This window comes from Vulcaniibacterium gelatinicum (assembly GCF_008033445.1).
Taxonomy (GTDB): Bacteria; Pseudomonadota; Gammaproteobacteria; order Xanthomonadales; family Xanthomonadaceae; genus Vulcaniibacterium_B; species Vulcaniibacterium_B gelatinicum.
Map to the genome: position 1 here is coordinate 22,147 of NZ_VNKO01000004.1, position 12,900 is coordinate 35,046.

The window sequence follows — 12,900 nt, forward strand, 5'->3', positions numbered from 1 at the left end:
TCGATGCCTGCCGGGGCATCGCCCGTCGGGCTGGATCAGGTCACGAACTGCTCGCTGAGGATCCGCTCCTCGAGGTTGTGCTCGGGGTCGAACAGCAGCGTCACCGTGCGCTCGCCCGACTCGCGGATGGTGACCTCGACGATGTCGCGCACCTCGTGCGAATCGGCGGTGGCGCTGACCGGGCGCTTGTACGGGTCGAGCACCCGGAACCGCACCTCGGTATCGGCCTTGAGCAGCGCCCCGCGCCAGCGCCGCGGGCGGAACGCCGCGATCGGGGTCAGCGCGATCACGCGCGAGCCCAGCGGCAGGATCGGGCCGCTGGCGGAGTAGTTGTAGGCGGTGCTGCCGGCCGGCGTGGCCACCATCACCCCGTCGCAGATCAGCTCGTCCAGGCGCGGCTTGCCGTTGAGGTCGATGGCCAGGTGCGCCGCCTGCCGCGTCTGCCGCAGCAGCGAAACCTCGTTGTACGCCAGCGAGCCCACGCTCGCCCCCGACTCGGTCAGCGCGATCATCTCCAGCGGCCGCAGCACCGCCGGCTCGGCGGCCTCGATCCGCGCCAGCAGGTCCGCGGTGCGGTAATGGTTCATCAGGAAGCCGACCGCGCCGAGCTTCATCCCGAACACCGGCTTGCCCAGCCCGCCGTGGCGATGCAGGGTCTGCAGCATGAAGCCGTCGCCGCCGAGCGCGACCAGCACGTCGGCGGCGTCCGGCTCGTGCTGGCCGTGGAGCGCGACGAGCGCCTGCAGTGCCTGCTGCGCGTCGGCGGAAGGGCTGGCGAGGAAGGCGATCCGCGGCTGGGATGCAGTCATCGTCGGCTCCGGGCTGGTGCGCCGCCCAGCATAACCCGGACGCGCGCGAGGCCGCGCGCGTGGTGCAGGCCGGGCCGGCTTGCCGGCCCGGCCGCCGGGATCACACCGCAGGAATCACGCCGCCGCCATCTGCGCCAGGCGGCGCACCGCGACCGAGACCGTCGGGTAGTCCAGCGAGACCTGGCTGCGCAGCTCGTTGAACATGGCCTGGGTGAAGCGCAGCGCGGGATCGTCGCGGTGCAGCCAGCGCTCGACCCGCTCGGCCGCGTCGCCCTTGCCCGGCAGCGCCAGCACCTGCCCGACCAGCGCGCGCTGCTGTGCGGCCAGCTCGTCGCGCAGCACGCCGCGCGCGTGCGCGTGCCAGCGCCCCTCGACCGGCAGCGCATCGATCTGCTCGTGCAGCCAGGGCAGGTGCAGCGCCTCGCCGAGCGCAAAGTGCACGCGCGCGACCTCGACCGGAGCCAGCTTGCGCGCGCGCGCCACCTCCACGATGTCGCAGGCCGACTCCAGCATCGGCAGCGCCGCCAGCTGCATGGCCAGCCCGGCCGGCAGGCGCTTCTCCTTCCAGCCGTGCAGGCGCGACTCGAACGCCGCACGCGCCTGCGCCGGCAGCGCTGCCGGCAGCGCCTTGCGGATCGCCTCGATGCCGGCCTTGTAGCGCTCCACGCCGGCGGCGATCTCGGGCAGCTTGCCCGGGCGCGAGAGCAGCCAGCGGCTGAGCGTGCGCAGCAGGTTCCAGATCGCGATCAGGGCGTCGATCTGCACCGCCTCCGGCACCTTGCCGTCGAGCGCGTCCACCTGCGCCCACAGTTCGCGCGCGTCCAGCGCCTCGCGGGCGATGGTGTAGGCCTCGGCGACCTCGGCCGGGGTGCGGCCGGTGTCCTCGGTCATGCGCAGGGTGAAGGTCGCGCCCATGCGGTTGACCATCGAGTTGGTCACCGCGGTGGCGATGATCTCGCGCTTGAGCTGGTGCCGTTCCATCGCCGCGGCGTACTTCTTCTGCAGCGGCACGGGGAAGTAGCGCACCAGTTCCTTGGACAGGTACGGGTCCTCCGGCACATCGGAGTTCAGCAGCTGCTGGAACAACACGATCTTGGAGTACGACAGCAGCACCGCGAGTTCGGGGCGGGTCAGCCCCTGGCCGCGCGCCTTGCGCTCGGCCAACTCGGCGTCGGACGGCAGGAACTCGATCTGGCGGTCGAGCAGGCCCTGCGCCTCCAGGGTGCGGATGAAGTGCTGCTTGGAGCCAAGGCGCGACACGCTGAGCCGCTCCATCAGGCTGATCGCCTGGTTCTGGCGGTAGTTGTCGTTGAGCACCAGCTCGGCGACCTCGTCGGTCATCGCCGCGAGCAGCTTGTTGCGCGCCGCCATGGTCAGCCGGCCGCGCTTGACCTCCTCGTTGAGCAGGATCTTGATGTTCACCTCGTGGTCGGAGGTGTCCACGCCGGCCGAGTTGTCGATGAAGTCGGTGTTGAGCAGCACGCCGTGCTGGGCGGCCTCGATCCGGCCGAGCTGGGTCAGGCCGAGGTTGCCGCCCTCGGCCACCACCTTGCAGCGCAGCTCGCAGCCGTTGACGCGGATGGCGTTGTTGGCGCGGTCGCCGACGTCGGCGTGCGACTCCCTGGTGGCCTTGACGTAGGTGCCGATGCCGCCGTTCCAGAGCAGGTCCACCGGCGCCTTCAGGATCGCGCTCATCAGCTCGTTCGGCGTCATGGCCTCGACCGCCGGATCAATGCCCAGCGCGGCCTTGGCCTCGGCCGAGAGCGGGATGCTCTTGGCCGAGCGCGGCCACACCCCGCCGCCCTTGCTGATCAGCGTCTTGTCGTAGTCGTCCCACGAGGAGCGCGGCAGCCTGAACAGGCGCTCGCGCTCGCGGAACGAGGTTTCGGCGTCCGGGTTCGGATCCACGAAGATGTGCCGGTGGTCGAACGCGGCGACCAGGCGGATGTGGCGGCTGAGCAGCATGCCGTTGCCGAACACGTCGCCGGACATGTCGCCGATGCCGACCACGGTGAAGTCTTCCGTCTGGCAGTCGCGTCCCATCGCGCGGAAGTGGCGCTTGACCGACTCCCACGCGCCGCGCGCGGTGATGCCCATGGCCTTGTGGTCGTAGCCGACCGAACCGCCCGAGGCGAAGGCGTCGTCGAGCCAGAAGCCGTGCGCGCGGGCGATGCCGTTGGCGATGTCGGAGAAGGTCGCGGTGCCCTTGTCGGCGGCCACCACCAGGTACGGGTCGTCGCCGTCGTGGCGCACCACGTCCTGCGGCGGCACCACCTTGCCGTCCACCAGGTTGTCGGTGATGTCGAGCAGGCCGTTGATGAAACGCTTGTAGCAGGCCACGCCCTCGTTGAACCAGGCGTCACGGTCCGCGGACGGATCCGGCAGCTGCTTGCAGTAGAAGCCGCCCTTGGAGCCCACCGGCACGATGACCGTGTTCTTGACCATCTGCGCCTTGACCAGGCCCAGCACCTCGGTGCGGTAGTCCTCGCGCCGGTCGGACCAGCGCAGGCCGCCGCGCGCGACCGGGCCGAAGCGCAGGTGCACGCCCTCCACGCGCGGGCCGCAGACGAAGATCTCGCGGTACGGGCGCGGCTTGGGCAGGTCCGGCACCTTCGAGGGATCGAACTTGAAGCTGATGTAGTCAGCCGGGCCGCCGTCCTTGCGCCGGCCGTCCTCGCGACGGATGTAGTAGCTGGTGCGCAGGGTCGCGTCCATCACCCCGACGAAGCTGCGCAGGATGCGGTCCTCGTCCAGGCTGGAGACGCGATCGAGCAGTGCCTTGATCGCGGTGCGGGTGGCCTCGATCTGCTGCTCGCGCTTGCCGGCACGCGCGGCGACCACCGGCTCGAGCAGGGCGAGCGTGGCTGCATCGCCACCGGCGAGTGCAGCGAGCTGTCCGCGGAAGCGTTCGGCGCCGGCCTTGATCTCGGCCTTGGTCTCCTTGCCGGTGACCGGGTCGAAGCGTGCCTCGAACAACTCGATCAGCAGCCGCGAGAGCAGCGGGTAGCGCGCCAGCGTCTGCTCCATGTAACTCTGCGAGAACGGCACCCCGACCTGCAGCAGGTACTTGCAGTAGGCGCGCAGCACCGACACCTGGCGCCAGGACAGGCCCGCGCCCAGGATCAGGCGGTTGAAGCCGTCGTTCTCGGCGTTGCCGCGCCAGATCTCGGCGAACGCCTCCTCGAAGGCCTCGTCGAGACGATCCACATCCAGGTCCGGAATGCTGGACTCGACCTCGAAGTCCTGGATGTAGGCGACCTCGCTGCCGGCCTCGAGCCGGTACGGGTGCTCGGCGATCACGCGCAGGCCCATGTTCTCCATCATCGGCAGCGCGTCCGAGAGCGGGATGTCGTCGTTCTGGCGGTAGAACTTGAAGCGCAGCCTGCCGTCGCGGGCGCGGTACAGGCTCAGGCGCAGGTCGTCCGGCCCGGTGAGCGCGGCCAGGTGCTCGACGTCGGTGGCGGCGACCGCAGGCGTGACCTCCTCGATATAGCCGGTCGGCAGCGCGCGGCCGAAACGCTCGGCCAGGCGCAGGCCGGCCTCCTCGCCATGGCGCGCGACGAGTTGTTCACGCAGCTCGTCCTGCCAGTCGCGCACGATCTGGCCCAGTTCCTCGTCGAGCCGGGCCGGATCCACCTCCACGGTCTCGCCGGCGCGCGGCCGCACGATCATGTGCAGCTGCGCCAGCGGCGAGTCGCCGACCTGGATGTTGGTGTCCACGTGTTCGCCGTGCAGTGCGTCCTGCAGCATGCGCTCGATGCGGCGGCGCATCTGGGTGTTCAGACGATCGCGCGGCACGTACACCAGCACCGAGAAGAAGCGGCCGTAGCGGTCGCGGCGCAGGAACAGCTTGCTGCGCACCCGCTCCTGCAGCCCCAGGATGCCGATCGCGATGCGGAACAGTTCCTCCTCGCTGGACTGGAACAGCTCGTCGCGCGGCAGCGTCTCCAGGATGTGGCGCAGCGCCTTCCAACTGTGGCTGTGCGGGGCCAGGCCGCTCTTGCGGACCACGTACTCGTAGCGCTCGCGTACCAGCGGGATGTCCCACGGGCGGCGGTTGTAGGCGCTGGAGGTGTACAGGCCGAGGAAGCGCTGCTCGGCGACCGGCCTGCCCTTGGCGTCGAACTTGAGCACGCCGATGTAGTCCATGTAGCCGCGGCGGTGCACCGTGGCGCGGGCGTTGGTCTTGGTCAGGATCAGCGCGTCCACCGAGCCGGACTGCGGCATGTAGTGCGCGGCCAGCGATTTCAGCGGCCGCGGCTTGCCGGCCGGCACGCCGCGCAGCAGGCCCAGGCCCGAGGCCTCGTCGGCCACCAGCACCTCCTCCTTGCCCTGCTTGACCACCGCGTATTCGCGGTAGCCGAGGAAGGTGAAGTGGTCGTCAGCGGCCCAGCGCAGGAATTCCTGCGCCTCGCGCCGGCCTTCCTCCGACACCGGCATGGTGCGCTGCGGCAGCTCCTCGGCGATCTGCAGCATCTTCGCCCGCATCGCCTTCCAGTCGCGCACGGTGGCGCGCACGTCCTCGAGCACCTCCTCGATCCGCGCCTGGATGCCCGGCATGGCCTCCGGCGCCAGGCGGTCGATCTCCAGGTGCAGGAACGATTCCGGGGTGCCCTTGCCCACGCCGGCCAGCCGGCCGGCCTTGTCGCGCTCGAGCGCCACCACCGGGTGGCCCAGCACGTGCACGCCGATGCCCGCCTCGGCCAGCGCCATCGTCACCGAGTCCACCAGGAACGGCATGTCGTCGTTGACCACCTGCAGCACCGTGTGCGGCGACTCCCAGCGCAGCCCCTGCGGGTTGAACAGGCGCACGTTGGCGGTGCCCGGCTTGCGCAGGCGGGCGAACTCGAGCATGTCGGCGGCGAGCGCGGCCCAGCCCTCGGCGCTGTGCTGCGGGAACTCGTCCTCGCTCATGCGCTTGTAGAAGGCCTGGACGAAGGTGCGCGCCTCGTCCAGGCGCGCCTTCGGCACACGCCCCTGCAGCGCGTCCAGGATCGGTTTCAGGGAGAAGCCGGCGGCGGGGGCGGCGGAAGCTTTCTTGTTCATGGCGGGAGTGCGGGAGTCGGATAGGACGAAGGCCGCGCGGAGCGCGGCCATCGGAAGGAACGGTGGAACGCTCGGTCAGCGCAGGCCGGTTTCGTTGCGGGCGATGACCAGGCGCTGGATTTCGCTGGTGCCCTCGTAGATTTCGGTGATCTTGGCGTCGCGGAAATAGCGCTCGAGCGGCATTTCCTTGGAATAGCCCATGCCGCCGTGGATCTGCACGGCCTGGTGGGTCACGAACATCGCCGTTTCCGAGGCGAACAGTTTGGCCACCGAGGCCTCGGTGGAGAAGCGCGCGCCGGAGGCGGCGGCCTGGTCCTTGGCCCAGGCCGCGCGCAGCGTCAGCAGCGTGGCCGCGTCGAGCCGGCACTTCATGTCCGCGATCTTGGCCTGGATCATCTGGAAGCTGCCGATCGGCTGGCCGAAGCTCTTGCGCTCCTTGACGTAGGCCACCGATGCCGCATACGCGGCGCGCGCCAGGCCCACCGCCTGCGCCGCGATGCCGATGCGGCCGGCGTCGAGCACGCTCATCGCGATCTTGAAGCCCTCGCCCTCCGGGCCAATCCGGTCCTCGACCGGGATCCTGTAGTCGGTGAACTCGATCTCGCACGTGGCCGAGGCGCGGATGCCGAGCTTGGGCTCGGTCTTGCCGCGGTGGAAGCCCTCGCGCTCGGTGTCCACGATGAAGGCCGAGATGCCCTTGGGCCCCCTGGACGGGTCGGTCATCGCGAACAGCAGGATGTAGCGGGCCACCGGGCCGGAGGTGATCCAGCTCTTCTTGCCGTTGACCACGTAGTGGCTGCCATCGGGCGAGAGCACCGCGCGGCAACGCATCGCCGAGGCGTCGGAGCCGGACTGCGGCTCGGTCAGCGCATAGGCGCCGATCGCCTGGCCACTGGCGATCGGGGTCACGTACCTCCGCTTCTGCTCCTCGGTGCCGTGCTTGAGCAGGCCGTTGCAGTACAGCGTGTTGTTGACCGACATGATGGTCGAATGCGCGCAGTCGGCCGCGGCGATCTCGATCATCGCCAGCACGTAGCCGATCGCGTCCAGGCCGGCGCCGCCGTACTCGGGCGGGACCTCGATGCCCATCAGCCCGTTCTCGCCCATCAGGCGGATGTTCTCGAGCGGGAACTCGCCGGTGCGATCGTAGCGCTCGGCGGTGGGCGCGATCTTCTCCTGCGCGATCCGCCGGGCCACGTCCTGGATCATCAACTGCTCTTCGGTGAAACGGAAATCCACGCGCGCACCTCGCGTCCACTCGAACAAGAGACGGAATTGTAGCCGGCCGCACCGCCCGGCCCCAGCCCGGAGGTGCCCCGGGCTTGACCTGGAGCAAGCCCGGGCCGACACTTATCGCTAAATCGCGATGGAAAGATATTTATGGATCTGGAAGGCTGGTCCGCCTGTCTGAAGGTCTTCGCCGACGCCACCCGCGTGCGCCTGCTCGCCCTGCTCGAGCGCGAGGAGCTGACCGTCGCCGAACTGTCGGCGATCACGCAACTGGCCCAGCCGCGCGTGTCCACCCACCTGGCCCGGCTCAAGGAGGCCGGCCTGGTGCGCGACCGCCGCGCCGGCGTGTCGGCCTATTACCGCTTCGACGAAGCCGCGCTCGACCCCGCCCAGCGTGCGCTCTGGCAGTCCATCAGCGCCGGCAACGACGACCCCCTGCTGCGCCAGGACGCCGAACGGGTGCCGGCGGTGCTGGCGATGCGCGCCGCCGACCAGAACTGGGCCGACTCGGTGGCCGGGGACATGGAGCGCCACTACTCCCCCGGCCGCACCTGGGAGGCGCTGGCGCGCTCGGCGCTGCCGCTGCTCGCGCCCGGCGAGGTGCTCGACATCGCTTCCGGCGACGGCGTGCTGGCCGAGCTGCTGGCCCCGCACAGCCGTCGCTACGTGTGCATCGACGCCAGCCCGCGGGTGGTGGCCGCGGCGGCCGAGCGCCTGCGCCGCTTCCCCAACGTGGAAGTGCGCCAGGGCGACATGCACGCCCTGCCCTTCGCCGACGACAGCTTCGACCTGGTGGTGCTGATGCACGCGCTGACCTACGCCCACAAGCCGGCGCAGGCGGTGGCCGAGGCCGCACGCGTGCTGCGCCGCGGCGGCCGCCTGCTGCTGACCAGCCTGGCCAGGCACGAGCACCGCAGCGTGGTCGAGGCCTACGGCCACGTGAACCTGGGCTTCACCGAGAAGGAGCTGCGCCGCTTCCTCGACAAGGCCGGCCTGGCCGTCGCCACCGCCGAAACCGTCACCCGCGAGAAGCGCCCGCCGCATTTCGAGGTGATCTCGCTGATCGGGCGCAAATAAGAACGATGGGCCACGGATTGACACGGATGGACACGGATCGAGCCTGGGCGAGGAGCAGGGTTGGCGACGGCCCCTCGCACGGGACGCCCGGAGCGCGGCTCCGCCCGATCAGTACGTGGGCCTCTCTTCTCGTGCGTGCCTTGCCTGATCCGTGTCCATCCGTGCAAATCCGTGGCTGATACCGCTTCCCCAATGCCCGCTCTGCCCTGGCTCCGTCCCGACCGCGTCGCCACCCTCGAGGCGCTGCTGCGCGAGCGGATCCTGGTGCTCGACGGGGCGATGGGGACGATGATCCAGCGCCACGGGCTGGAGGAGGCCGACTACCGCGGCGAGCGCTTCGCGCAGGGCTACGACGCCCTGGCCGCGCCGGACGGGCATGCGCACGGGCCGGGCTGCGGCTGCGCGGGCCACGACCAGAAGGGCAACAACGACCTGCTGACCCTGACCCGGCCGGACGTGATCCGCGCCATCCACGCCGCCTACCTCGACGCCGGCGCGGACCTGGTCGAGACCAACACCTTCAATTCCACCGCGATCTCGCTCGCCGACTACCGGCTCGAGCACCTGGCGCGGGAACTCAACCGCGAGGGCGCCCGGCTGGCGCGCGCCGCCTGCGACGCCGCCGAGGCCGCCGATCCGTCGCGGCCGCGCTTCGTGGTCGGCGTGCTCGGGCCGACCAACCGCACCGCCTCGATCAGCCCGGACGTCAACCGCCCCGGCTTCCGCGCGATCAGCTTCGACGAACTCGCGGCGGCCTACCGCGAGGCGGCCGTGGGCCTGATCGAGGGCGGCGCCGACGTGCTGATGGTCGAGACCGTGTTCGACACCCTCAACGCCAAGGCCGCGGTGTTCGCGATCGAGGATGCGTTCGAGGCCTGCGGCGCGCGCCTGCCGGTGATGATCTCCGGCACGATCACTGACGCCTCCGGACGCACGCTCTCGGGCCAGACCGTCGAGGCGTTCTGGTACTCGCTGCGCCATGCGCAGCCGCTGGCGATCGGCCTGAACTGCGCGCTCGGCGCGAAGGACCTGCGCGCGCACGTGGACACGCTGGCGCGGGTGGCCGACACCCATGTCAGCTGCCACCCCAACGCCGGCCTGCCCAACGCCTTCGGCGGCTACGACGAAACCCCGCAGGACATGGCGCAGGTGCTGGGCGAGTTCGCCCGCGCCGGCCTGCTCAACTTCGTCGGCGGCTGCTGCGGCACCACCCCCGCGCACATCGCCGCGGTCGCCCAGGCCGTGCGCGGGGTGCCGCCGCGGGCCGTGCCTTCGCTGGCGGATGTGGGGTGAGGGTGTTGGCCACGGATTTGCACGGATGGACACGGATAAAGCTTTTCAGGAGGAGAGCGGCACCCATCCCGCAGTCCGAGGTACCACCCACTTCTTTTTCTTGATCCGTGTTTATCCGTGGCTAAAAATGCCTGGAAATGACTGAACGATGACCACTCTCCCCCGCCACACCCGCCTCGCCGGCCTCGAGCCGCTGGTCGTCACGCCGCAGTCGAACTTCGTCAACATCGGCGAGCGGACCAACGTCACCGGCAGCGCGCAGTTCAAGAAGCTGATCCTCGAGGGACGCTTCGACGAGGCGGTGGCGGTCGCGCGGCAGCAGGTCGAGAACGGCGCCCAGATCCTCGACGTCAACATGGACGAGGGCCTGCTCGACTCCGAGCAGGCGATGGTCACCTTCCTGCACCTGATCGCCGCCGAGCCCGACATCGCGCGGGTGCCGGTGATGGTGGACAGCTCGAAGTGGTCGGTGATCGAGGCCGGGCTGAAGTGCCTGCAGGGCAAGGGCATCGTCAACTCGATCTCGCTCAAGGAGGGCGAAGCCGAGTTCCTGCGCCAGGCGCGGCTGGTGCGCCGCTACGGCGCAGCGGTGGTGGTGATGGCCTTCGACGAGCAGGGCCAGGCCGACACGGTCGAGCGCAAGGTGGAGATCTGCGCGCGCGCGTACCGGCTGCTGACCGAACGGGTGGGCTTCCCGCCGGAGGACATCGTCTTCGACCCCAACGTGTTCGCGATCGCCACCGGCATCCCCGAGCACGACGACTACGCGGTCGCCTTCATCGAGGCCGTGCGCGAGCTCAAGCGCCGTTTCCCGCACAGCCACGTCTCCGGCGGCGTGTCCAACGTCTCGTTCTCGTTCCGCGGCAACGAGACCGTGCGCCAGGCAATCCACGCCGTGTTCCTGTACCACGCGATCCGCGCCGGCATGGACATGGGCATCGTCAACGCCGGCGCGCTGCCGCTGTACGACGACCTCGATCCCGAGCTGCGCGAGCGGGTCGAGGACGTGGTGCTCAACCGCCGCCCGGACGCGACCGAGCGGCTGCTGGAGATCGCCGAACGCTACAAGGGCAGGAAGGGCGCGAAGAAGGGCGAGGACCTCGCCTGGCGCGCCCTGCCGGTGGAACAGCGCCTGACCCACGCGCTGGTGCACGGGATCGATGCGTACATCGAGCAGGACACCGAGGAGGCGCGGGCGCAGGCGGCGCGCCCGCTGGACGTGATCGAGGGCCCGCTGATGGCCGGCATGAACGTGGTCGGCGACCTGTTCGGCGCCGGCAGGATGTTCCTGCCGCAGGTGGTGAAGTCGGCACGGGTGATGAAAAAGGCGGTGGCGTACCTCATCCCCTTCATCGAGGAGGAGAAGCGCCGCAGCGGCCAGGCCGGCCGTTCCAACGGCCGGATCGTGCTGGCCACGGTCAAGGGCGACGTGCACGACATCGGCAAGAACATCGTCGGCGTGGTCCTGGCTTGCAACAACTTCGAGGTGGTGGACCTGGGCGTGATGGTGCCGGCGCAGACCATCCTGGACCGGGCCAGGGCCGAGAACGCCGACCTGATCGGCCTGTCGGGCCTGATCACGCCCTCGCTCGAGGAAATGAGCCATGTGGCGAAGGAACTGCAGCGCCAGGGCTTCCGCATCCCGCTGCTGATCGGCGGCGCCACTACCTCGCGCGCGCACACGGCGCTGAAGATCCACCCGCACTACCAGGCGCCGACGGTCTGGGTGAAGGACGCCTCGCGCGCGGTGTCGGTGGCGCAGTCGCTGATCAGCCCCGAGCTGCGCGAGCGCTTCGTGGCCGCCAACGATGCCGAATACGCGGAGATCCGCGAACGGCACCGCGACCGCGGCGACGGCAAGCGGCTGGTGCCGCTGGCGAAGGCACGCGCGCAGCGCTTCGACGGCGGCTGGGCGGACCACGTGCCGCCGGCGCCCAGGCAGCCCGGCCTGCACGTGTTCGATGATTACCCGCTGCAGGAACTGGTCGCCTACATCGACTGGACGCCGTTCTTCTCCACCTGGGAGCTGGCGGGGAAGTTCCCGGCGATTCTCGACGATCCGCGGGTCGGCGCGCAGGCGCGCGAGCTGTACCGCGACGCGCAGGCGATGCTGGAACGCATCGTGCGCGAGAAGTGGCTGACTGCGAAGGCGGTGTGCGGGCTGTGGCCGGCACACGGCGTCGGCGACGACGTCGAGGTGCGGCCGTCCGGCGCACGGGGCGAGCCGGTGCGCTTGCACTTCCTGCGCCAGCAGGCCGACAAGCCCGCCGACCGCCCGGACTTCTGCCTGGCCGATTTCATCGCGCCGAAGGAGTCCGGCCGCCAGGACTGGATCGGCGCGTTCGCGGTGACCGCCGGGCTCGGCATCGAGGCGCACGTCGCGCGCTTCGAGGCGCAGCACGACGACTACAACGCGATCCTGCTCAAGGCGCTGGCCGACCGCCTCGCCGAAGCGTTGGCCGAACGCCTGCACGAGCGCGTGCGCAAGGAACTGTGGGGCTACGCCGCGGACGAGGCGCTGGACAACGAAGGCCTGATCGCCGAGCGCTACGTCGGGATCCGTCCCGCCCCGGGCTACCCCGCCTGCCCGGAGCACAGCGAGAAGGCCACGCTGTTCCGCCTGCTCGACGCCGAACGCAATGCCGGGATGCGCCTGACCGAGAGCTTCGCGATGACCCCCGCGGCGTCGGTCTGCGGCTACTACTTCAGCCACCCGCGCAGCCAGTACTTCGTGGTCGGGCGGGTGTCGAAGGAGCAGGTCGAGGACTACGCGCGGCGCAAGGGCGTGCCGTTGCGGCAGGCCGAGCGGTGGCTCGCGGCGAACCTGGACTACGACCCGGACTGAGCGCCGCTACCAGACCAGGTCGTCCGGCACCTGGTATTTCGGGTCGCTGTACGGGTCGTCCTCGGCCGGCGCGTCCGGATCCACCTTGAGCGCGATCGCGGGCGGGAAGATCGCCTCGGCCTGCGCCAGCAGCTGCGCATCCACCAGCAGGTAGCGGCCGTCGAGCTGGACCACGCCGAGCTCGCCGGCGTTGAGCGCCTTGAGCTGGGCGGCGGTGACGTAGATGCGCTTGATCTTGCCGCCGTAGGGGAAATGGCGGGCGATGTCGGCCTCGGGGTCGTTCAGCGCCCGCCCCTGCACCAGCTCGGCCAGCTTCGCCCGTGCCTCGCGGCGCTTGCGCGCCTCCTCCTGGCGCGCGGCCTCGGCGGCCTGGCGCTCCTCCTGCTCCTTCTGCGCGCGCAGGGCGTAGGCCTTGGCGAGGTCGATCTCCTCCTGGTTCCTGGCCCTGTGCGGCTTGCCGGTGCCCGCCTTGGTCCGCGCAGCGCCGGGCTTGCGCGTGTCCTTGGCGCGTTCCGGCTTCGGTTGTGGCTTGAAACCCAGGTTCAGCAACTGGTCGCGGAGGGAATGGCTCATGGCGCGGGGGAATGCGTCGGGCGTGTA

General features: G+C 70.3%; 7 protein-coding genes. 3 read left to right on the top strand and 4 right to left on the bottom strand.

Annotation, left to right across the window (positions count from 1 at the left end; translation table 11 throughout):
- Positions 1-35: 35 nt before the first annotated feature.
- The 3 genes from FPV26_RS03520 to FPV26_RS03530 form a co-directional block, all read right to left on the bottom strand.
- Positions 36-809 (bottom strand): NAD kinase, encoded by a 774-nt coding sequence (locus FPV26_RS03520; protein ID WP_147652334.1) that lies wholly within the window; start codon positions 807-809, stop codon positions 36-38.
- A gap of 114 nt (positions 810-923) precedes the next feature.
- Positions 924-5,906: an NAD-glutamate dehydrogenase gene (locus FPV26_RS03525; protein ID WP_147652335.1), complete on the bottom strand. Its 4,983-nt coding sequence runs from the start codon at positions 5,904-5,906 to the stop codon at positions 924-926.
- 24 nt (positions 5,907-5,930) lie between these two features.
- Positions 5,931-7,121, bottom strand: a complete 1,191-nt coding sequence (locus tag FPV26_RS03530) for an acyl-CoA dehydrogenase family protein (RefSeq protein WP_425473045.1) — start codon at positions 7,119-7,121, stop codon at positions 5,931-5,933.
- A 114-nt stretch (positions 7,122-7,235) separates the two neighbouring features.
- Here FPV26_RS03530 and FPV26_RS03535 point away from each other — a divergent pair, with 114 nt between their 5' ends.
- From FPV26_RS03535 to metH, 3 genes are all read left to right on the top strand, one after another.
- Positions 7,236-8,162 carry an ArsR/SmtB family transcription factor gene (locus FPV26_RS03535; RefSeq protein WP_147652337.1) on the top strand — a complete coding sequence of 309 codons (927 nt, stop codon included), beginning with the start codon at positions 7,236-7,238 and terminating at the stop codon, positions 8,160-8,162.
- A gap of 192 nt (positions 8,163-8,354) precedes the next feature.
- A complete protein-coding gene (locus tag FPV26_RS03540; protein WP_147652338.1) occupies positions 8,355-9,455 on the top strand; it encodes a homocysteine S-methyltransferase family protein in 1,101 nt (366 codons plus the stop codon).
- Between the two features lie 148 nt (positions 9,456-9,603).
- On the top strand, positions 9,604-12,300 hold the full coding sequence (gene metH, locus FPV26_RS03545; protein ID WP_147652339.1) for a methionine synthase: 2,697 nt from the start codon (positions 9,604-9,606) through the stop codon (positions 12,298-12,300).
- 6 nt (positions 12,301-12,306) lie between these two features.
- On the opposite strand, the gene FPV26_RS03550 is transcribed toward metH, so the two are convergent.
- The gene (locus tag FPV26_RS03550; RefSeq protein ID WP_147652340.1) at positions 12,307-12,873 is read right to left on the bottom strand and encodes a DUF2058 domain-containing protein; all 567 of its coding nucleotides are present in this window, start codon (positions 12,871-12,873) and stop codon (positions 12,307-12,309) included.
- Between the last annotated feature and the right edge of the window lie 27 nt (positions 12,874-12,900).